Raw genomic sequence first — 23,158 nt, forward strand, 5'->3', positions numbered from 1 at the left:
CGCCTGATTTGAGTAAAATATAAAATTAATAATTAGATAACATGAGAAATAATATTATCTGGATTTTCGTATTCCTTTTTATGTTATCACATGCAAATGGGCAAGATATAAGTCTTGATTTACAAAAAATCCCTGCTTTTGATACCGTTGTGCAAATCGCAAAATGGAGAAGTATGAAAAGCAAAGTAGGTGTAAGCTTTGGCAATAGCAATAGGCGCTACACACAAAATGTTTTCCCCGAAATCAAGCAGCAAAACAATTTGAATCTTACCGCTTGGAAGGGCGAAAAACTAAATGCACAACTTTTAGTTTGGGCAAAAACTAATGTTCCATCTATCAAAGTAGCTGTAAGCGAATTAAGATCAAATACTGGAAAAACGATATCGAGAACTAATATTACTTCTGGCTTTGTTGATTATGTAATTACGGATGAGTTTGCAGCTGGCTGCGGCCATCGCAAACCACAAGATTTTGCTTTCTCGTTAGTAGCTGATCCTGTTAATACAATAGACAAATCTGCTTCTTTGAAAAAGGATAATGTGCAACCTATTTGGCTTAGTATTAAAATTCCAGCCAATACGACGGAAGGAAATTATACAGCTACCGTAACTGTTCATGCTGACAAAAGTTATCAATTAATGCTTAACATTAAAGTGCTGAATAGAACATTACCTCCTCCCTCACAATGGTCGTTTAATCTTGATTTTTGGCAACATCCAGCAGCTATCGCCAGAGTTCATAATGTTGAATTATGGAGTGATGCGCATTTTGATTTAATGAGAAAATATTATACCATGCTTGCTGATGCAGGTCAGAAAAATATAACGGCCAGTATTGTAGATGAACCTTGGGGACATCAAACCTATGATGATTATCCAAGTCTTATAAAATGGACTAAAAAGAAAGATGGTAGTTGGATTTATGATTACAGCTTATTTGATAAGTACGTATCATTTGTAATGAGCTGCGGAATCGATCAACGCATCAATTGTTATAGTATGGTTCCTTGGAAAATAGCCTTTCAATATTATGATGAGAATTTGGGTAAGAACACTACGTTTACAGGAGCAATTGGCTCAGATGAATATACTGTTTTTTGGACATCAATGCTACAAGATTTTACAAAACATCTTAAGCAAAAAGGATGGTTTTCAATAACTGCAATTGCAATGGACGAACGTCCTATGCCCGCTATGCAAGCTGTTATCAAATTATTAAAAAAAATAGATCCAGACTGGAAAATTACATTAGCTGGAGAATATCATCCTGAAATAGAACAAGATATTTTTGATTATTGCATCGCTTCTTACCACAGTTTTCCTGATGCTATATTGAAAAAACGCCAGCAGCAAGGAAAGCTGAGCACATGGTACACCTGTTGTACAGAGAAATATCCAAACGGATTTACGTTTTCGCCACCAGCTGAACATGTATGGTTGGGATCATACACTGCCGCAAAAAACATGGATGGTTATTTGAGATGGGCGTATAACAGCTGGCCAAAAGAACCATTAAAAGACAGCCGATTTACAGCTTGGCCAGCAGGCGATACTTTTCAAGTTTATCCAGGCCCAATGACTTCTATACGTTTTGAAAAATTGATTGAAGGTATTCAAGATTTTGAAAAAATAAAAATACTAAAAGAGCAGTATAAAAAAGAAGATAAACAGACAGAATTAAAAGCTTTAGAAGCTGTTTTATCGGAGTTTGAAATTAAAAAATTAGAACAGCAAAGCGCCGAAGAAATGATTGGTAAAGCAAAACACATTTTGAATGCTTTGTAATAAAATTAAAAAATGTCAAATTATTATTAAAAACAGAATGTTTTACTTTTATTAAACTGATAAATTCCAAAACATTCAAAAACTTAAAAAGATGAACTATACACTTTTCAGCCGCTATTTATTCATAACAGTGTTTACAGTTTTCAGTTGTTTAAAAACTACTGCTCAAAACAAACGTCCAAATATTATATATATTCTTGTTGATGATATGGGTTACGGCGATGTTGGTGTATTTTTTCAAAACCAACGTATGAAAAGTGACGATCGTTCTAAACCATATCAAATCACACCTTATCTTGACCAAATGGCTGCTACTGGTGCTATTTTTACACAGCAATATTGTAATGCACCTGTTTGTGCACCATCAAGAAGTTCGTTATTAACTGGTGTAAATCAAGGAAATGCGCACGTTAGAAACAATCAATTTGATAAAGCATTAGAAAATAATCATACTCTGGGTACCGTTTTAAAAGAAGCGGGTTATCAAACTATAGCAATAGGAAAATGGGGGTTGCAGGGAACTGATGAAAAAGCAGCTCCTTACTGGCCCGCTCATCCTTTAAAAAGAGGATTTGACACTTATTTTGGATACATCCGTCACATGGATGGTCACGAGCATTATCCTTATGAGGGTGTTTATCGTGGTAAAAAGGAAGTCTATGATAATTATGTAAATATCACTGATGGATTGGCCAAGTCGTACACTACTGATTTGTGGACGGCTGTCGCCAAAAAACAAATAGTAGAACACTCAAAAGCGGCAACTGCTGACAAACCTTTTTTTATGTATCTTGCTTATGATGCGCCACATGCTGTTTTAGAATTACCTACGCAAGCCTATCCTAGCGGATTAGGTTTAGAGGGTGGCATGCAATGGACTGGTAAAAAAGGAGAAATGATAAATACGGCTTCAGGAGTGCCAGATACATTTGTATATCCAGAATATGCCACTGCCACTTATGACGATGATAACAATTCTGCTACGCCCGAGATCGCGTGGCCAGACACTTACAAGCGTTATGCTACTGCTAATAGACGTATTGATGATGGCGTAGGTGATATTTTGCAATTATTAAAAGATCTAAATATTGACGAAAATACATTAGTAGTTTTCTCATCAGATAATGGTGCCGCCGTAGAATCATATCTTCCAGCTCCTTTTGTGGGATTCAAACCTACTTTTTTTGCTAGTAATGCCACTTTTGAAGGGATCAAGAGAGATCTTCTTGAAGGCGGCGTTCGAATGCCAGTTTTGGCTCATTGGCCGAAACATATTGCTGCAGGAAAGGTAATCACAACGCCATCTATGTTATCAGATTGGATGGCTACATTTGCAGATATTGCTGGTGTTGCTGCTCCTGCTAGAACAGATGGAGTTTCATTACTACCCTCATTAATAGCTAAAGGGAAACAAAAAGAAAGCCTAGTATATGTAGAATACGAAGGCGAAGGGAGAACACCCGATTTTAAAGAATTTGATGCTTCACACAGAAATAAAAAGCGAGGCCAAATGCAATTGATCAGACTAGGAAATTACAAGGGAGTTCGCTTTGACATCAAATCATCAGAGGACAATTTCGAAATTTTTGATGTTGTAAATGATCCAAGAGAATTAAACAATTTAGCAGTGAAGCTGGGTTTTGAAAAAATGCAAGAACAAATGAAATCTTCTGTATTACAGTTACGACGTGCTGATACAGCTGCGATTCGCCCTTATGATAAAGCTTTAATTCCTGCAGTTGTTGTAAAGGGTAAATTTTATCAAGGTGTTTCACAACAATTTTTTGAAGGCGATTTCCCTTGGGTAGTTTCTGAAAAAGAGTTAAAAAGTACGGTGCAAAAATTTACAAAATCAATTAGTGACACTTCTAAAAACACTAAAAAAGGAATGTTCCTTTATACCACTTTCGTGAAAGTACCAACGGATGGAAAATATAATTTCTCCATGCAAACCTCTAGTAGAGCTTTTGTGCGATTGCACGAAGCAAATCTATTTGATGCTGATTTTGGTTACCATTCCGGCACCGAATTAAATGAAGAAATTTACTTGAAAGCAGGCTATCATCCAATCTCGGTTTATTTATTAAAAAAATCTGAATCCGCAGAAACAATAGATCTAAAATGGAAATTATCGGCAGCAACAGATTGGAAAAATTTAGATAGAAATGACTTATTTCAAACGAAAAATAAAATAAAATAATTGATTGCTAAAACCGCTAAATAATTTACAAATAATGGCTGCTAAAAATTTATATAATCTGTACGCCTTTTTAAATATCAAATTATGTCTAATATGAAATTTAACCTTAATATTTCTGCTAAAATAAAGCAATATTCTCTGTGCGTTTTAACCGCCTTAGTATTTTCAGGAGGCTCTTTTGCGCAATTATCAAAAAAACAATCACAATCACGACCTAACATTATTGTTTTTATGGTCGATGATATGGGCTGGATGGATACTTCTTTGCCTTTTGGAGAAAGTGTTATGCCATTAAACAAACGCTATCATACTCCAAACATGGAGCGTTTAGCTCGGGAAGGAATGAAATTCACAAATGCTTATGCACAACCTGTATGTACACCAACGAGAGTTAGTATGTTGACTGGCATGAATTCTGCACATGCTCGAATAACAAACTGGACGTCCCCTGCAAAAAACAGTCCTACGGATGCTGGAGACAATCAGTTTTCATCCTCAGAATGGAATTACAACGGTTTAAGTCCGGTGGCAGGAATTCCACATACAATACATGCAACTGCTTTTCCGCAGCTATTGAAAGATGCAGGCTATTTTACGGTTCATATTGGTAAGGCGCATTGGGGTTCATCAGGAACTCCCGGAGCTAATCCTATGAATTTAGGTTTTATTGTTAATATTGCAGGCCATTCGGCTGGTCATCCACAAAGTTATTTATCGGAAGATTTTTATGGTAACAAACCAGGAAAAGGAAGCTGGCAATCAGTTCCGGACTTACAAGAATATTATGGAACAGGTACTTTCTTAACTGATGCATTAACCAAAGAAGCTATTAAAACAATAGAAAAACCTATAAATGACAAACAACCTTTCTATTTAAATATGGCGCATTATGCGATTCACGATCCTATTATGGCTGACCCTCGGTACCACCAAAAATATGTAGATGCAGGATTAGATCCTATTGAAGCAAAATATGCCAGTCTTATAGAAGGGATGGATACCAGCCTAGGAGATATAATGGATTATTTAAGGTCTAAAAAGGCAGATAAAAATACAATTGTTATTTTCATGAGTGATAATGGTGGTTTAAGCACGGTACCGCCAAGAGGTGGACCAGAACACACTCAAAACCTACCATTAAAAGCCGGAAAAGGCTCTGTAAACGAAGGTGGAATAAGAGTACCGATGATTGTAAAGTGGCCAAGTGTTACCAAACCAGCAACAATTGCAAGTCAATATGTAATCATAGAAGATTTCTTCCCTACTCTATTGGAAATGGCTAAAGTAATTAAATACAAAACCATACAAACTATCGACGGAAAAAGTTTTATGCCAATTTTAAAAAATGCCAACTTTAAAGATGATAGTAGAAGTATAATTTTTCATATCCCAAATAAGTGGACGGCGGTAGACGGACCTGGAATCAATTATCAAAGCGCTATCAGAAAAGGCGATTGGAAAATGGTTTATGATATGCGTGACCGCAGTAAGCAATTGTATAATTTAAAAACTGATAAAGGCGAAAGCAATGATGTTGCGGCGAAAAATCCAGAAGTGGTTCAATCACTTTCGGCAGCTTTGGGAAAGCAATTACGACAATGGAAAGCGACTATGCCACTAGATAAAAGAACTAATATAACTGCACCAATGCCTGATGAGAACTAATAAATGAGGCTGAACTATAAAAAGTAAAAAGGTATTAGCGTTTATGAATGCTAAGACCTTTTTTTGTGCAGTATAAGTTTTTATAAATTGGTATTTATAAATTTCCAGCACTCTATCAATTATAAGTCATCTTAAAGAAAATTACTCAAGCGCATTAGAAATATTGGCATAATAGTGATCCTAAATTTGTTTAACTATTTATAATTTATCAACCACTTAATTCTAATTTACATAAAGAAAATATAACAATCGTATTGAAAAAATATTTACAACATACAATCAGTAATCTCATTTCCCTACAAATTAAAACAGCCTTAAACAAAAAAAACCATTCGCAGCAACGAATGGTTTTTTATATAAATACATTATGATATTTTTACGACAATAAATCCAATACTAACGAAGGGAATAATCCTAATGCAATATTTAATCCAATAGCAATAACTGCAACTGCATAAATTATAAATGGCGTTGCTTTTCTTTCTTCATTTGGCTCTTTAGTGTACATAGCCAATATCAATTTAAAATAGTATCCAACACTTATAATAGAATTTATAACGGCAACAATTACTAAAGCAATATATCCTGCCTCAATAGTAGCACTAAACAAAACTAACTTGGCAAAAAATCCAGCAAATATTGGAATACCTGCCATGGAAAATAAAGAAGCAGTTAGGACAGCTGCTAATATAGGATTGTTTTTTCCAAGACCATGGAAATTTACAATATCCTCATTGTCTCTATTTTTACACACATATATAATTACACTAAAAGCAGCAATTCCAGCTAATGCGTAAGCAGAAGCATAATACAGTAAACTTCCAGCAGAATTAGAAATGCTTAATAAAGTCATTAGCATAAAACCAGCATGCGATATACCAGAATAAGCAAGTATCCTTTTTACGTTAATTTGGCGCAAAGCCATGATATTTCCAACAGTCATTGAAGCCATTGATATAATCACCACTACAATTTTAAAAGATTCAGAAATATCAGCATTCATCACTGATAATAATTTATATAAAGTAGCCATTGCAACCACCTTTGCCAAAGTACTCATTAATGCTGTAGTCATTGTTGGAGATCCTTCGTAAACGTCTGGTGCCCAAAAATGGAAAGGAACTGCGGCAATCTTAAATAACATTCCTATTGTTACTAAGACTACACCTATTGGAAACCAAATAGGTAATTCAGCCGATTGCGACATCGCACTGATGTCACTCACATCAAAACTTCCCATTGCACCATATATCATACAAATTCCAAAAAGAATAATACCAGAGGCAAAAGATCCCATTAGGAAATATTTCATTCCTGCTTCGTTACTTTTTAAACTCAATCGATCGCTTGCTGCAAGGACATAAAGTGCAATTGATAATACTTCGATACCTAAAAAGAACATGGCTAAGTTTCCAAAAGAAACCATCGCAACAGATCCCGCTAATAAAAATATTTTTATCGCAACATAATCAGATATCTTGGTTTGATGTTTTTCATAAAAGTTATGACTTAGCGCCACTAAGAAAGTAGTAAGCACAATAAATAAAGCAGAAAATGAAGTAGAAAATTTATTAACAACAATCATATTGTTATAATAACTCTGCTCCATACCAAATTCAGATACAGTTAAACCAAGAACCGCTAACAAACCAACGATTGTTAATGGGACAATGGCTTTAGTCAAATTAAAAATTTCAAATAAAAGGCATAAAACACCTAATCCTATTATAGCTATTAATGTATTCATTTTTTTATCTGACTAGTTGATTCTATTGATTTGAGTTAAAATTTCTTCAAGACTTGGCGTAATCAAATCTATAATTGGTTTTGGATACATTCCAAAAAACAATAAAACCGCAATGATTGCAACCAATGTTACTGCTTCGTTTAGTGAAACATCTGCAAAGACTTTTGCATTTGTTTCCCCTAACATTGCATGCTGAAACATCTTTAACATATAATATGCTCCAAGAATTATTGTGGTTCCTCCTAATAAAGCAAACCATATATTAATTTGAGATAGACTATATAAAACAGTAAACTCTCCAACAAAATTAAAAGTTAGTGGTAACGATACCGAAGCCAAAACTAATATTAAAAACATAGAGCTAAATCTTGGCGTCTGTTCACGTATACCACCCATTTCAGCTATTAGTCTAGTTTCATACCTTCTGAAAATGATTTCTGCAGCAAAGAACAAACCTACTACCACAAAACCGTGTGCAATCATTTGTAATACGGCACCGCGAAATCCATCAATAGTCAATGTATACGTACCAGCGGCAATCAAACCAACGTGAGCCAGCGAGGAATAAGCCAATAGTTTCTTTAAATCTCTTTGTCTCAACGCAACTATAGAACCATAAATTACTCCAGCTATTCCAAGACCGATGAAAATAAACATATACTCTTTAGCAGCAAGCGGTGACAATGGTAATTGCCAACGAATAACACTATACAAACCCATTTTCAACATAATTCCAGAAAGGAGCATTGTACCAACGGTTGGGGCTTTTTGATAAACATTTGCTTGCCAAGTGTGGAATGGAATTAATGGAATTTTTATGGCATAAGCAAGGAAGAAAGCTAAAAATATCCATAATTGCTCATTTGCAGATAAATCTAATTTATATAAATCCTCAATAAGAAAACTGCCCGCTTTTAAGTATAAATAAACAAAAGCAACTAACATAAATAAAGAGCCTGCAAAAGTATAAATAAAGAACTTGATGACTGCTTTTTTGCGTTCCTCTAAATCTCCGTTACCCCAAACTAACGCAATAAAATAAATAGGTATAAGTGCTAATTCCCAGAAAATATAGTATAAAAGTCCATCACTAGCTAAAAATGTTCCAGCCATTGCAAAGGCCATAAATAAAATCAACGCATAAAATGACTTGGCATTTTTATATTGATTTCCAAATGAAGAAAAAATAATGATCGGTGTCAAAACAGTAGTTAACAATAGCATCGCCATCGATAACCCATCTGCTTTTAAGGCGAAAGAAACATTCGGTTTTGAAATCCACTGGCTAATAAAACTAATGTTTTCACCAAGATTATAATGATTAAGTAATACAATTGAGCAGCCAGCTGCGGCTAACCCAAAGAACAATGCTACTTTTGAAGCTATTTTATCACCTGAGAGAAAAGTGACCAAAGCACCAACAAAAAGTATTATTAATATGAGAGATACATTCATGGTATAAATTATTGAGCTAAAAATAAATAAGAAACAATGGCACAAAGCCCAAGTACAAAAGCAAAAAGATAAAGACCAATACTTCCCGTCTGTAATTTTTTACCTTGATAACTTATTTCGTTAGTAACCTTCCCGAATCCAAAAACTAAAGAAGATAGACTTGTCTCTACAGTGTCTCTGAAAAAATTTGACAATGCGTTGATTGGTTTCACAAAAATTGAGTTGTAAGCTTCATCTACGTAGTACTTATTATAAAGTACTTTTGAGAAACCTGTAATTGCAGCATCCTGTGTAGGAACTGTATTTTGTTTGATATATATAATGTACGCTAAACCAATACCCACTAATCCACCAACAACTGCAATGGCCATTAATATGTATTCAGTAGTTCCTAAGTGATGCGTTGCTGTTGCTAGTTTTGGTAAAATTGGTGTTAAATAACTATTCAACCAACTGTTTCCTGGCAAACTAATAATTCCACCCACTGTAGCTAGAAAGGCTAATATAATTAAAGGAATAGTAATTAATGCTGGACTTTCATGCAAAAGATGTTTTTGTTCTACTGTTCCCCTAAATTCTTTGAAAAATGTTAAGAACATCAATCTAAACATATAAAATGCCGTCATTATAGAAGCTACAGAAGCAATAACCCATAATGGAATATTCTGATGAAAAGCGACTAATAAAATCTCATCTTTTGAGAAAAACCCAGAAAATAATGGAACACCTGATATCGCTAATGAAGCGATAAGCATCGTTGTAAACGTAATAGGCATTGCTTTTTTCAATCCACCCATATTACGCATATCTTGTTCGCCTCCTAAAGCATGTATTACTGAACCAGAACCTAAGAATAAACAAGCCTTAAAGAATGCATGAGTAATTACATGGAAAACAGCAACTTCATAAGCTCCTAAACCTAAAGCTAAGAACATTAATCCTAATTGAGAAACTGTTGAATAAGCTAAAACTTTTTTAATATCATTTTGCACCAAACCAATAGTTGCAGCTACAAGTGCAGTTATCGCACCCACTATAGCAATTATAGATTGCACATTAGGAGTTATATCAAATAGAAAATTTAATCTCGTTATCATAAATATTCCTGCAGTTACCATTGTAGCTGCGTGAATCAATGCTGAAACAGGCGTTGGACCAGCCATTGCATCAGGTAACCATGTATATAAAGGGATTTGTGCTGATTTTCCACAAGCTCCAATAAATAATGCAAATGCTGCAATTGAAATCATTGTTATTTTATCTTCCAATCCACCATTTAGAAAAATAGCTTTAAGTTCCATAAAGTCTAAAGTACTGAAAAGCATTCCTAAAATGAATATCCCTATCAGTAATCCTAAATCACCTATTCTATTCATGATAAATGCTTTCTTAGCAGCGTCATTAAAATCTTGGTTTTTATACCAAAACCCAATCAATAAGTAAGAACAAAGTCCGACGCCTTCCCAACCAATAAACATAACCAGTAGATTACTTCCCACTACTAAAGCAATCATAAAAAACACAAACAAGTTTAAATAGGCAAAAAACTGATGTATCTTATCATCATCATGCATATAACTAATTGAATATAAGTGGATCAAAAATGCAATTCCTGTTAAAAACAACAACCACAAAACAGATAATTGATCTAGCAGAAAACCAAAATCAATTTTTAAATTACTAATTTGGATCCAATCAAAAAGAGAAACCTTGACTCCATCAGGCGTTGTGCCTAACAAAATAAAAAAATAGATTGAAATAATAAAGGAAACGGCAACAGCTACAGTTCCAAGTATACCTGAAAATGTTTTTCCTAAACTTTTTCCAAAAAAAATATTAATTAAAAATCCTAAAAAAGGAGCTAACAGTAAGAGTAAAGCTAAATTCGTGTTCATTATAGTCTATCCTTTTAAGTTTTTTAAATTATCGATTGTAATTGAACCTAAATTTCTAAAGATCGAAACTAAGATTGCCAATCCTACTGCAACTTCTGCCGCTGCAACAGCCATTGAGAAGAATACAAAAACTTGTCCCTCGGCGTCTTGATGATAGGTAGAAAATGCTACAAATAGAAGATTGACAGCATTCAACATGATTTCGATTGACATAAATACGATAATGGCATTTCGTCTATATAAAACTCCAAAGACTCCGATACAAAAAAGTATCACGCTTAGGAAAATATAATTTTCAATACCTATCTGGTTTAAAATATTATTCATATTACTTTTCTAATTTTTCTTTTTTAGACAATAAAACAGCACCAATCATTGCCACTAAAAGCAGTATAGAAGCAAATTCAAAAGGAACCATATATTCATTTAGTAGAATTTTACCTAATACTTTTATAGATTGATAATCTTCGCCTGTAGCAGTATATTCACCTACTATAGGTTTAGAGTTTACAAAGATGGCTATCAGTATTAAGCAAATTAAACAAAAAGAGACAACCGCTCCCAATCTTGTAATTCTAGGTCGATGGACTTCTCTTTGCTCATTTAAATTCATTAACATAATGGTGAATAAAAACAGAATCATTATTGCCCCTGAATAAACAATAACATGAACTATCGCTAAGAATTGGGCATTTAGTAATAAATAATGACCTGCAATAGAGAAAAAACAGATAACTAAATAAATAGCACTGTGAATAGGATTTTTACTAAAAACAGTTAAAAATGCAGTTGCTAAAGTTACAGCAGCTAGCACACAAAATATTATAAGAACTACAGACATTAATTCACGTTTTTTAATTGTGCATTTTTCATTGCGATATCTAAAGGCATCACCAACTTATCCTTTCCAAAAATAAAATCTTCTCTATCGTAGCTCGAAGGTACTAATACTTTTGAAGTAGTTAAATAAATAGCGTCTTTTGGACATGCTTCTTCGCATAGTCCACAAAAAATGCAACGTAGCATATTAATTTCGTAAATAGAAGCGTATTTTTCTTCTCTATATAAATGCTTTTCATCAGCTTTACGCTCTTCAGCTTTCATCGTTATAGCTTCGGCAGGACATGATAAAGCACATAATCCACATGCAGTACAATTTTCTCGCCCTAATTCATCACGCTTTAGCATGTGTTGACCACGATAAACAGGACTCATTGTCCGCACTTGCTCCGGATACTGAATCGTCACTTTTCTTGTGAATAAATGTTGAATTGTTATTATCAAACCTTTGATAATCGCAACGAGATACATTCTTTCCCAAAAACTCATCTCATTGTTTGAGACTAATTTTTTTCTTCCTGATAAGGATATACTTTCTATTGACATTTTCTACTTTTTTTTGAAGTTTACTCCTGCTCTTGACGCTTCAATCTATTTATTTGCCGTGGCGAATAAAAAGGATTTAAACTTCTATCAGGGCTAGGCATTCAGGTATTTATTGATTCTAAGTTAATTTCGTGTTTTTATTTTTCATAACCAATCCTTAATCTCTCTACTTTCTTGTGTTCTTTTTAATTTATTCATCAAGCTAACTAAAAACTAATTCAATATTTTTATCGTGATAATTAAATTTCTCTTAATCTCTTCCATTTCTAATTTAGTGCTCAATTTAACATTTAGAAACTCTCGCATTTTTACAAAAACTTCTATTATCCTGATGCTAAATTTACCTGCTTTTTAACTATTAATAACATTTCCTAACATCATCGTTCCCTCTTCTGTAATTACATAGGTTCAAAAAGAAGAAAATTTTAAACTTTCGAGGCGGTAGCGATTTGCGATCACCTATTGTTTATCACTTTCATTCAACTGAAACATAAAATTCTCAGGGAATCTTATAATGTTCCTTTTTACTTGTTCATTTAATCTTTTGGTTGTTACTCCATATAATTCAACCCAATCGCTAACAATCATTACTTTTTGATTTCTAATAAGAAGTATTTTACTCATTATAATCTAATCTGGAATAATAATTTCTCCCATTTAGTATGTACTTTATGTAAAACAAAAAATTAAAATTTGATATATTATTTTACACCATAATAGATCTGCCTTACCTAATAACTACTTTATCTCTTTATAAACTTCCTTCGAAAGGCAGCAAGTTTTAAAATCCAAAATAGGCAGCAATATCTGCTCTCAACATAACAATTCCTGTAATAATAATATTAATTATAGATAGTGGAATTAATATTCTCCAACCTAAATGCATTAATTGATCATATCTAAATCTTGGAATAGTCCATCGAACCCACATAAAGAAAAATATGAATCCGCAAAGTTTAACAAATAAAGCTCCAAATCCAATGATATTGGCAATATTAACACCCCAGTTATCAACAGCCCACTCCATTCCTGGATAATTATATCCTCCGAAAAACAATACAGCTAAAAGCGTGGAGGAAATAAACATATTTGCGTATTCAGCAAAAAGATAAAAACCCATTTTCATTGATGAATACTCTGTATGATATCCACCGATTAGCTCAGTTTCACATTCTGGTAAATCAAAAGGAGTTCTGTTGGCTTCAGCAAAAGCACAGATTAAGAATATAACAAAAGACAAAGGCTGGTAAAAAACATTCCAATCCATACCTGCTTGCTGTACTGAAATTTCTTTTAAACTCAATGTGCCAGTCATCATCAATAAAGCAATGATTGAAAGACCCATGGCAATTTCATAAGAAACCATTTGCGATGCAGCACGAACTGCTCCAATTAACGAGAATTTATTATTAGATGCCCAACCACCAATCATAATCCCGTAAATACCTATAGAAACAACTCCAAAAAAATAGAGTAGCCCAATATTTAAATCAGTAGCTTGTAACAAAATATCTCTGCCAAATAAATGTAGTTTATCTCCCCAAGGTATAACAGCACTAGTCATAAGTGCCGTGCTCATAGCAATAGCAGGACCAACAAAAAATAAAAATCGATTAGGCGTATTTGGCTCAAATTCCTCCTTTGCAAATAATTTTAATCCATCAGCAAGAGGTTGAAACAATCCAAAAGGTCCAGCACGATTCGGACCTACACGATCCTGAAGCCAAGCTGCTACTTTACGCTCAGCCCAAGTAGAATACATGGCCATTAACATTGTCATTCCAAAAACAACAACAATGATCAAGCCTTTTTCTATTATAAAAGTATTATCCATTATTACCCAACCTTTTTTGATTAATAATATCTTCCTCTGTTAATGGAACTTCGGCCATACTTATTTTTTTACGATCTTCTTCTCTACCTGCTAGAATATGTTCTTCAGTAGCAATTTCTACTTTCTCTAATTTTCTAGTATAATTATTTTGATTAATAACTGAATCTTTTTCAAAAGCTCGAGGACCTTCAATGATCCAATCCGTCACTTCTTTTTTATCAAATCGACAAGTGTTACAAATAAATTCCTCTACTTCATGGTATTCATCTTTCCTACCCGTAACACGTTGGATTTCGTCACCAAACATCCAAACCGTAGTTTTTCCACAACATTTATCACAATCTCTGTGTGCATTATAAGGCTTATTAAACCATACTCTAGATTTAAATCTAAAGGTCTTATCAGTTAGTGCACCTACAGGACACACATCAATCATATTTCCAGAAAATTCATTATCAATTGCCTTAGAAATACACGTTGAAATATTAGAATGATCTCCTCTATCCATAACTCCATGAACTCTATCATCAGTTAACTGATCTGCAACCATTACACAACGGTAGCAAAGAATACAACGATTCATGTGCAATTGGATATTTTCACCAATGTTTTCAGGCTCAAATGTTCTTTTTTCTTCTATGAAGCGACTTTGTGATTTTCCATGTTCAAAACTTAAATTTTGTAAATCACATTCACCAGCTTGATCACATACTGGGCAATCTAATGGATGATTTATTAATAAAAATTCAGTTACTGATTTACGTGCTTCTTGCACTCTAGGCGAAGACTTACTATTCACTTCCATTCCATCCATGCAACCTGTTACACAAGATGCCATCAATTTAGGCATTGGTCTGGGGTCAGCTTCACTTCCTTTTGCAACTTCTACTAAACAACAACGGCATTTACCACCACTCCCTTTTAGTTTAGAATAATAACACATCGCTGGCGGAACTACTTCACCACCTATCATACGTGCTGCTTGCAGGATTGTTGTCCCTGGTTCTACTTCTATCGACTGTCCGTCTATTGTTACTTTCATTTTTCTATTGGTTTAAAGTTTCAGATTTAAAATTTAGAGTATTTGGACTTTAAACATCGATTCTGAAAATTTAGTACTCTTTATTATTCTTTACGACACTGCATCCTTATAAAATGAGATTGACGTTATTTATATTCTAATTTACAGTGCAAATAGCCCGCATTATATTTTTAAGATATTAAACTAGTGCTACTCCTAGTAAATGCTTTACTTTTTCAAAAGGCTCAGCAACAAAGTGATCTCTATTTTTAATTTTTTCTGGAAAACGAATGTGGTATTCAAACTCATGTCTAAAATGGCGTATCGCGGCTGCAACTGGCCAAGCGGCTGCATCTCCCAAAGGACAAATTGTATTTCCTTCGATTTTGCTTTGGATACTTAATAGCAAATCAATATCTTCCTCACGACCAAAACCGTTTTCTATTCTATATAAAACTTTTTCCATCCACCCAGTACCTTCGCGACATGGTGAACATTGTCCACAACTCTCATGATGATAGAATTTAGAGAAATTCCATGTATTACGCACGATACAAGCGGTATCATTATAAACTATAAATCCACCCGAACCTAACATGGAACCTGTTGCAAATCCTCCATCACTTAATGACTCATAGGACATTAATCGATCTTCTCCGTTTGCGGTCTTAAATATTAAATCAGCTGGCAATACGGGTACTGAACTTCCTCCAGGCACAAAAGCTTTTAGAGGCCTATTAGAACTCATTCCACCTAAATATTCGTCGGAATTCATAAATTCATAGACACTTAATCCCAACTCAATTTCATAAACACCCGGATTTTTTATATGACCAGAAGCTGAAATTAATTTAGTTCCAGTAGAGCGACCAATACCAATCTTCGCATAATCAGCACCAGAATTATTTACAATCCACGGCACAGCAGCTATCGTTTCTACATTATTTACAACAGTAGGATTAGACCATAACCCTGATATAGCAGGGAATGGTGGTTTAATACGAGGATTCCCTCTTTTACCTTCTAATGATTCTATTAGTGCTGTTTCTTCACCACATATATAAGCTCCAGCGCCACAATGAACATAAAGCTCTAAGTCAAAGCCTGATCCTAGTATATTTTTACCTAAAAATCCAGCTGCTTTAGCTTCACCTATCGCTTTTTCTAATATTTTATATATCCACATATACTCACCACGGATATAAATATAAGATAAGTTTGCACCTAATGCGTAACTTGAAGTAATCATTCCTTCAATCAATAAATGAGGAATAAACTCCATCAAATACCGATCTTTGAAAGTGCCTGGCTCAGATTCATCAGCATTACAAACAAGATGTCTCGGTTTACCAGATTTCTTATCTATAAAGCTCCATTTCATTCCAGCAGGAAAACCCGCCCCACCACGACCACGTAATCCCGAAGTTTTTACTTCTTCAACTACTTCGTCAGGAGTTAAGGTTTTTAGTGCTTTTTCAACTGAGGCGTAACCTCCGTTTGCACGGTAAACATCGTAGTTTTTAATTCCTAGAATGTTTATTTTATCTAATAATATTTTTTGTGACATGTTATTTATCGTGTAATATTATAGTATCATTTTTACAATCTTCAATCAACTGATCTACTTTTTCTTTAGTCAAATGTTCCTTATAAAAATCACCTAATTGCATCATTGGTGCATAGCCGCAAGCGCCGAGACACTCAACAGCTCTTATTTCAAAAAGACCATCTGCCGTAGGTTCTCCAACTTTTACTCCTAACTTTTCACAAGTATAATCAATTAAGTCCTCCACGCCATTTAAACAACAAGGAGAAGTTTGACAAAATTCAAACATGTATTTCCCAATCGGTCTTTGATTATACATCGTGTAAAAAGAAACAACTTCATAAACCTCGATTGGTTTAATTTGAATAATTTCTGCTACTTTGTTCATTAACTCAATACTCAACCAGTTGTTATGTGCATCTTGAACCTCATGTAAAACAGGCAACAAAGCTGATTTTCTTTTATCTGCGGGATAATGACTTATAAGCTCATTAATACGATTCATTAATGACTCCGTAATATTTATTTCTTGTGCGTGATATGTTCTTTCCATTTTTATTGTTTTTGCCTCAAAGGCGCAAAGTCAAAAAGTTTTTATTAGTTATAAGATTATAAAAGTCTGCAATCAATCCCGAAAATTATCGAGACTTTAATCTGCAATCATCAATCTTTTTAAGCGTCTAGTTCTCCTGCAATTACATTTAAACTTGACAAAATCACAATAGCATCAGAAAGCAAAGCGCCTTTAATCATTTCAGGATAAGCTTGGTAATAAATAAAACAAGGCCTACGGAAATGTAATCTGTAAGGGGTACGACTTCCATCAGTAATTAAGTAAAAACCTAATTCGCCATTTCCGCCTTCTACTGGATGATAAACTTCTGCAGCTGGAACAGGAACTTCTCCCATTACAATTTTAAAATGATATATTAAAGACTCCATATTGTGATACACATCTTCTTTTGGAGGAAGATAATAATCAGGAACATCAGCATGATAAACATTTCCTTCTGGCATTTTATCTAATGCTTGACGAATGATACTCAAACTTTGCCATACTTCAGCATTACGAACACAAAAACGATCATAAGTATCTCCTGATTTACCCACTGGGATAATAAAATCAAAATCTTCGTAAGAAGAATAAGGTTGGGCGACCCTAACATCATAATCTACTCCAGTTGCACGTAAATTAGGACCTGTAAATCCGTATGACATTGCTTGTTCAGCAGTTATTGCGCCCACATTAACTGTACGATCCATAAAAATTCTATTCCTGACAAATAAGTTTTCAAATTCTTGCCACGCAGCAGGAAATTCTTCTAAAAAAACATCTAATTTTCTAAATGCTTCAGGAGACCAATCCCTTTCAAAACCGCCAATCCTTCCCATGTTTGTCGTCAATCGCGCTCCACAAATCTCCTCATAAATTTCATATACTTTTTCTCTAAATTGGAAAACATATAAAAATCCAGTATAGGCACCAGTATCAACCCCTAAAATTGAATTACAAATAATATGATCAGTTATCCTTGCTAACTCCATTACAATTACTCTTAAATACTGCGCTCTTTTAGGAATTTCAATATCTAGTAATTTTTCTAATGTCATCCACCATCCCATATTGTTTATAGGAGAGGAACAATAATTCATTCTATCGGTAAGCGGTGTAATTTGATAAAACGGACGATTCTCGGCTATTTTTTCAAAAGCGCGGTGAATGTAACCAATAGTTGGCTCAGCCTCTAAAATTCGCTCTCCATCCATCAACAAAATATTTTGAAAAATACCGTGTGTCGCAGGGTGAGTAGGACCTAAATTCAAGATTGAAAGCTCGCTTCCATCTTCGTTGAGTTGCGCATTTATACGCTTAGCATAACGATGCTCTGGTGGTAATAATAGTTCTGACATTTATTGAATGTGAAAAATTATAATAGTTTACTTAATAGTTATCTGTTGTTCTTCCAAAGAAACGATCATCTTTGTCCGTTCTTCCACCGTCTTCTAATGGGAACTCTTTTCGCATTGGAAAAGAAATCATTTCATCCATATTTAAAATACGTTTTAATTGTGGATGACCTATAAAATCTATTCCATAAAAATCAAATGTTTCTCTTTCCATCCAATTAGAACATAAGAATATATTTGAAATCGTCCTGATTTGCGGATTATCTCCGTCAATAAATGCTTTTATTTTAATCCTTTTATTTTCATACCAATTATGCATGTGATATACCACTGCAAATTGCCTATCGATTTCATTATCTGGATAATGAATACCACATAGGTCAGTTAAAAAATGAAATCTTAATTCTGAGTGATTTTTTAAAAATAGGATTACTGAAGTATTAATATCTGCAGCAACTTCAAATGAAAATATATCTTTTTCTTGATTAAAATTAAAAACATTTTCTCCGAATGTTTCAATTAATTTTTCTTGAATTTCTATCGTTTCTAAAGCCATTATTTATTTAATATTATAAGAAGCTAATAATTCTTGATATTCTGGAGAACTTCTTCTACGTACAGACTCATTTTTTACTAATTCCTGTAGTCTCATTACTCCATCTACAATTTGCTCTGGTCTTGGTGGACATCCTGGCACATATACATCAACAGGAATAACTTTATCTATTCCTTGCAATACAGAATAAGTATCAAATATTCCACCTGAACTAGCACATGCTCCCACAGCTATAACCCAGCGAGGCTCAGACATCTGTTCATATACTTGACGTAAAATAGGTCCCATTTTTTTTGAAATAGTTCCCATTACCATTAACATATCAGCTTGACGTGGAGAGAAACTTACTCTTTCGGATCCAAATCGTGCTAAGTCATAATGGGAGGCCATTGTTGCCATAAACTCAATTCCACAGCAAGAAGTTGCAAAAGGAAGCGGCCATAGTGAATTAGCTCTAGCCATTCCTACAACATCATTTAGCTTTGTAGCGAAGAAGCCTTCGCCAACAACTCCTTCTGGAGGGGCAACCATATTTATTTTTGAATCGCTCATCTTTGTTATGTTTTATGATCTACATATATTTACAATTTAAATAATTAAGATCACTATTACTTAAAATCAACCTATTTAAAACTATTAAATATAGTTCTAATTGTTGAACTTACCTATTCCCACTCTAATGCTTTCTTTTTGATAATATAGAAAAAACCGACCAGAAGTAACATCATAAATATGATCATTTTTACCATTCCTTCTATTCCTAATTCTTTAAAATTTACAGCCCATGGATATAAAAATATAACCTCTACATCAAATAATACAAATAATATAGCAACTAAAAAGTACTTAACTGAAAATGGAATTCGTGCATTTCCTACAGATTCAATTCCACATTCAAAATTTTTATTTTTAGCTTCAGAGGAACGTTTAGGCCCTAATTTTCCTGAAACGATAATTGTTCCTACAACAAATCCTACAGCTAAAATAAACTGCATTAAAATAGGAATATAATTTAATTGATCTGATTGCATTTTGCTTTTTTTATAATGAGAATAAGCAACAAAGATAGGTTTCAGGTTTATAACACACAAGTTTAATATAGCGATAAGTATAAAGCCTATCAGATATACCGACTAATTTTTATTGATTATAAATAAAGCTTTATTTTAGTAATAAATAAACTACCCTTTTTAAAATTAATGTAAAAAAAAACGTTTCGAGATAAATCGAAACGTTTTACACATTCTTTAACAAAAATAAAATTTTTGTTTAGATAACTGCTACTTTCGCAGCAACTTTGCCTTTTCTTCCTTCTTCTTCTTCGTAGCTTACTCTATCACCTTCGCGTAACTCTTCCGCGTTGATTCCTGATGCATGAACAAAAATGTCTTTTCCTGTTTCTTCGTCTGTAATGAATCCGTAACCTTTAGATTCATTGAAAAATTTAACTGTACCTGTACGCATTGTAATTGTAATAATAATTTATAATGAGGCAAATGTAATATTTAATATAATACGAAATACCAACTTGTGTTTTTATTTTCCAAAAATAATGATATTCATCGTTTTCATACAAATTTAATCGATCAACTACATTCTGTTAATTTTCAAGCTCTTATAACCATTGCAGTACGCTCTTATTTTAATAACTTTCCCTTACATTATTAAGTCTAAAAATTATTTCTACTGTTTAAAATAAAAGTATGAGCCATCATGTAAAAAAGTATTTGCTCATTTTTTCTCTAAATTACAAGTAATATTTGTACACTTAACCACTTTTTCATGATCAAATTTATTATCAAAAAATTGGATCTAAAAAATAATTTTTTAATACTTATATTTTCATCAACCAATTTCTTATTGAAACTTCATTCTCAATAATAGATTTTAAATCGGTTATAGCCACGCGATCTTGTTTCATTGTATCTCGATGTCTTATGGTTACTGTATTATCCTCAACAGTTTGATGATCTACGGTAATACAAAAAGGAGTTCCTAAAGCATCTTGTCTTCTATAACGTCTACCTACGGCATCTTTTTCATCATAAGCAACATTAAAATCCCATTTTAAATTTTCTACAATTTTATGCGCTAATTCTGGCAATCCATCTTTTTTAACTAACGGGAAGACTGCTGCTTTTGTAGGAGCTAAAACGGATGGTAATTTTAATACTGTTCTTGTAGAACCATCTTCTAATATTTCCTCTTTTAAAGAAGTAGCAAAGACAGCTAAGAACATTCTATCTAATCCCACTGAAGTTTCTACAACGTAAGGAACATAATTTTCATTTAATTCAGCATCGAAATATTGTAATTTTCTACCTGAAAATTGTTCATGTGCTTTTAAATCAAAATCTGTTCTTGAGTGAATTCCCTCTAATTCTTTAAATCCAAAGGGAAAATTAAATTCAATATCTGCAGCAGCATTGGCATAATGTGCTAATTTTTCGTGATTATGAAAACGGTAGTTCTCTTTTCCTAAACCTAGGGATAAATGCCATTTTAATCTGGCTTCTTTCCAAAATTCGTAGTGCTTCATTTCTTCTCCTGGACGTACAAAAAATTGCATTTCCATTTGTTCGAACTCGCGCATACGGAAAATAAATTGTCGTGCTACAATCTCATTTCTAAAAGCTTTACCTGTTTGTGCAATCCCAAAAGGAACTTTCATTCGTCCTGTTTTTTGAACATTTAGGAAGTTTACAAAAATACCTTGTGCTGTTTCTGGTCGCAAATACAAATCCATAGCAGTGTCAGATGATGCTCCTAGTTTAGTACCAAACATTAAATTAAATTGTCTAACCTCTGTCCAATTTCTAGAACCCGTTTCAGGACAAGCAATCTCTAATTCTTCAATTAAGGCTTTTACATCTTCAAGATCTTCATTACCAAGTGAACGACCCATTCTTTCCAGAATTTCACGCTCTCTTGATTTATATTCTATAACTCTTGTATTTGTAGTAACAAACTCCTGTTCATTAAATTCATCGCCAAAACGTGCTCTTGCTTTTTCGATTTCTTTAATTGCTTTTTGATTTAACTTTTCAGCATAATCCTCAATCAAAACATCAGCTCTATATCTTCTTTTTGAATCTTTATTGTCTATTAATGGATCATTGAAGGCATCTACGTGACCTGAAGCTTTCCAAGTTGTAGGATGCATCAATATTGAAGAGTCAAGACCTACAATATTGTCATTTAATTGAACCATCGCTTTCCACCAGTACTCGCGTATATTCTTTTTTAACTCCACTCCATTTTGTGCATAATCATAAACTGCACTTAGACCATCGTAGATTTCGCTTGATGGAAAAATAAATCCGTATTCTTTTGCGTGCGAAACTACATTCTTAAATAAATCTTCTTGTTTTGCCATAGTGCTGCAAAAATATAAAAAGTGAGGTTCTAAAAAAAGGAAAAAGCTAAACATTAAAGCACTGATTTGTTTATTTTTACTAATAAATTAGTGAATATATGTTAGAAAGTATCATGAACCTCTTTTTTCCTAAAGTCTGTTCAGGCTGCGGTTCATTTTTATTATCTAATGAAAATGTAATTTGCACTGTTTGCCGGCATGACATTCCGCTAACAAATCATCATTTAAACGCCGAAAATGATGCTTTTAAAAAATTTTATGGTAGAATCCCTATTATCTATGCGTCAACATTATTTTATTTCCATAAAAAAGGCATTGTTCAACAACTTATTCATAATTTAAAATATAAAGGACATCAAGAGATAGGAACAATTATAGGTGACTGGTACGCTGAAGATTTAAAAACAATTGACATTTTAAAAACTGTTGATGAAATCATTCCAGTGCCTTTGCATAAAAGAAAGTTAAAAGAAAGAGGATACAATCAAGTAACTACTTTTGGCGAAGCACTCTCCTCAAGTTTGAATTTGAATTTTAACGCTTCTATTTTAGTTCGAAATATCTATTCTAAAACGCAATCTAAGAAAAACCTTCTCGGTAGAACTGAGGGAATAGAAACTATATTTGACGTATCCTTCACAGAAAAAGATCATAACAAACATTTTCTTTTAATTGATGACGTAATAACAACAGGAGCTACACTTGAGGCTTGCTCTGGCGCGTTGTTAAAAATTCCTGGTGCAAAAATTAGTATTGTTTGTATGGCAATGGCTCAATCCTAATTA

Annotated in this window: 21 protein-coding genes; 4 read left to right on the forward strand and 17 right to left on the reverse strand. The window is 33.5% G+C overall.

From position 1 onward, the window contains the following. The first annotated feature begins 41 nt into the window (after nt 1–41). From RCH18_RS01025 to RCH18_RS01035, 3 genes are all read left to right on the forward strand, one after another. Nucleotides 42–1,784 carry a DUF4091 domain-containing protein gene (locus RCH18_RS01025; RefSeq protein ID WP_326934899.1) on the forward strand — a complete coding sequence of 581 codons (1,743 nt, stop codon included), beginning with the start codon at nt 42–44 and terminating at the stop codon, nt 1,782–1,784. A gap of 91 nt (nt 1,785–1,875) precedes the next feature. Next, nucleotides 1,876–3,984, forward strand: coding sequence for an arylsulfatase (locus tag RCH18_RS01030; protein ID WP_326934900.1), 2,109 nt, complete (start codon nt 1,876–1,878; stop codon nt 3,982–3,984). A 93-nt stretch (nt 3,985–4,077) separates the two neighbouring features. Continuing rightward, on the forward strand, nt 4,078–5,649 hold the full coding sequence (locus tag RCH18_RS01035; RefSeq protein ID WP_326934901.1) for a sulfatase: 1,572 nt from the start codon (nt 4,078–4,080) through the stop codon (nt 5,647–5,649). A 376-nt stretch (nt 5,650–6,025) separates the two neighbouring features. Here the strand turns inward: RCH18_RS01035 and RCH18_RS01040 are convergent, their stop codons facing one another. The 17 genes from RCH18_RS01040 to RCH18_RS01120 all read right to left on the reverse strand — a co-directional run bounded on the left by RCH18_RS01040 (nt 6,026) and on the right by RCH18_RS01120 (nt 22,373). Next, nucleotides 6,026–7,396 (reverse strand): NADH-quinone oxidoreductase subunit N, encoded by a 1,371-nt coding sequence (locus tag RCH18_RS01040; RefSeq protein WP_326934902.1) that lies wholly within the window; start codon nt 7,394–7,396, stop codon nt 6,026–6,028. A gap of 12 nt (nt 7,397–7,408) precedes the next feature. Then, nucleotides 7,409–8,851 carry a complex I subunit 4 family protein gene (locus RCH18_RS01045; RefSeq protein WP_326934903.1) on the reverse strand — a complete coding sequence of 481 codons (1,443 nt, stop codon included), beginning with the start codon at nt 8,849–8,851 and terminating at the stop codon, nt 7,409–7,411. Nucleotides 8,852–8,859: 8 nt separating this feature from the next. Then, nucleotides 8,860–10,746 (reverse strand): NADH-quinone oxidoreductase subunit L, encoded by a 1,887-nt coding sequence (nuoL, locus tag RCH18_RS01050; protein WP_326934904.1) that lies wholly within the window; start codon nt 10,744–10,746, stop codon nt 8,860–8,862. A gap of 6 nt (nt 10,747–10,752) precedes the next feature. Then, a complete protein-coding gene (gene nuoK / locus RCH18_RS01055; protein ID WP_291251331.1) occupies nt 10,753–11,073 on the reverse strand; it encodes an NADH-quinone oxidoreductase subunit NuoK in 321 nt (106 codons plus the stop codon). Nucleotide 11,074: 1 nt separating this feature from the next. Next, on the reverse strand, nt 11,075–11,587 hold the full coding sequence (locus tag RCH18_RS01060; protein WP_326934905.1) for an NADH-quinone oxidoreductase subunit J family protein: 513 nt from the start codon (nt 11,585–11,587) through the stop codon (nt 11,075–11,077). Continuing rightward, nucleotides 11,587–12,132 (reverse strand): NuoI/complex I 23 kDa subunit family protein, encoded by a 546-nt coding sequence (locus tag RCH18_RS01065; RefSeq protein WP_326934906.1) that lies wholly within the window; start codon nt 12,130–12,132, stop codon nt 11,587–11,589. The genes RCH18_RS01060 and RCH18_RS01065 overlap by 1 nt, the downstream gene beginning before the upstream one ends. A 459-nt stretch (nt 12,133–12,591) precedes the next feature. After that, nucleotides 12,592–12,756, reverse strand: coding sequence for an ORF6N domain-containing protein (locus RCH18_RS01070; protein ID WP_326934907.1), 165 nt, complete (start codon nt 12,754–12,756; stop codon nt 12,592–12,594). Between the two features lie 157 nt (nt 12,757–12,913). Continuing rightward, on the reverse strand, nt 12,914–13,966 hold the full coding sequence (nuoH, locus tag RCH18_RS01075) for an NADH-quinone oxidoreductase subunit NuoH (protein ID WP_326934908.1): 1,053 nt from the start codon (nt 13,964–13,966) through the stop codon (nt 12,914–12,916). Beyond that, the gene (locus RCH18_RS01080; RefSeq protein WP_326934909.1) at nt 13,959–15,008 is read right to left on the reverse strand and encodes a 2Fe-2S iron-sulfur cluster-binding protein; all 1,050 of its coding nucleotides are present in this window, start codon (nt 15,006–15,008) and stop codon (nt 13,959–13,961) included. Before RCH18_RS01080 ends, nuoH begins: the two co-directional genes overlap by 8 nt. A gap of 178 nt (nt 15,009–15,186) precedes the next feature. Continuing rightward, on the reverse strand, nt 15,187–16,554 hold the full coding sequence (gene nuoF, locus RCH18_RS01085; protein ID WP_326934910.1) for an NADH-quinone oxidoreductase subunit NuoF: 1,368 nt from the start codon (nt 16,552–16,554) through the stop codon (nt 15,187–15,189). 1 nt (nt 16,555) lies between these two features. Continuing rightward, nucleotides 16,556–17,086 (reverse strand): complex I 24 kDa subunit family protein, encoded by a 531-nt coding sequence (locus RCH18_RS01090; RefSeq protein WP_326934911.1) that lies wholly within the window; start codon nt 17,084–17,086, stop codon nt 16,556–16,558. Between the two features lie 119 nt (nt 17,087–17,205). After that, the gene (locus tag RCH18_RS01095; protein WP_326934912.1) at nt 17,206–18,444 is read right to left on the reverse strand and encodes an NADH-quinone oxidoreductase subunit D; all 1,239 of its coding nucleotides are present in this window, start codon (nt 18,442–18,444) and stop codon (nt 17,206–17,208) included. Between the two features lie 31 nt (nt 18,445–18,475). Continuing rightward, a complete protein-coding gene (locus tag RCH18_RS01100) occupies nt 18,476–18,997 on the reverse strand; it encodes an NADH-quinone oxidoreductase subunit C (protein WP_326934913.1) in 522 nt (173 codons plus the stop codon). A 3-nt stretch (nt 18,998–19,000) separates the two neighbouring features. Beyond that, complete coding sequence (locus RCH18_RS01105; protein ID WP_326934914.1) at nt 19,001–19,549, reverse strand: NADH-quinone oxidoreductase subunit B; 549 nt, start codon at nt 19,547–19,549, stop codon at nt 19,001–19,003. A 113-nt stretch (nt 19,550–19,662) separates the two neighbouring features. Beyond that, a complete protein-coding gene (locus tag RCH18_RS01110; protein WP_326934915.1) occupies nt 19,663–20,028 on the reverse strand; it encodes an NADH-quinone oxidoreductase subunit A in 366 nt (121 codons plus the stop codon). A 238-nt stretch (nt 20,029–20,266) separates the two neighbouring features. Continuing rightward, nucleotides 20,267–20,461 carry a cold-shock protein gene (locus RCH18_RS01115; protein ID WP_007137066.1) on the reverse strand — a complete coding sequence of 65 codons (195 nt, stop codon included), beginning with the start codon at nt 20,459–20,461 and terminating at the stop codon, nt 20,267–20,269. Between the two features lie 370 nt (nt 20,462–20,831). Further along, on the reverse strand, nt 20,832–22,373 hold the full coding sequence (locus tag RCH18_RS01120) for a glycine--tRNA ligase (RefSeq protein ID WP_326934916.1): 1,542 nt from the start codon (nt 22,371–22,373) through the stop codon (nt 20,832–20,834). Nucleotides 22,374–22,471: 98 nt separating this feature from the next. On the opposite strand from RCH18_RS01120, the gene RCH18_RS01125 reads away from it, so the two are divergent. Continuing rightward, nucleotides 22,472–23,155, forward strand: coding sequence for a ComF family protein (locus RCH18_RS01125; RefSeq protein ID WP_326934917.1), 684 nt, complete (start codon nt 22,472–22,474; stop codon nt 23,153–23,155). The last annotated feature ends 3 nt before the right edge of the window (nt 23,156–23,158 follow it).

The sequence above is a fragment of the Flavobacterium sp. PL11 genome (assembly GCF_035985025.1).
Lineage (GTDB): Bacteria > Bacteroidota > Bacteroidia > Flavobacteriales > Flavobacteriaceae > Flavobacterium.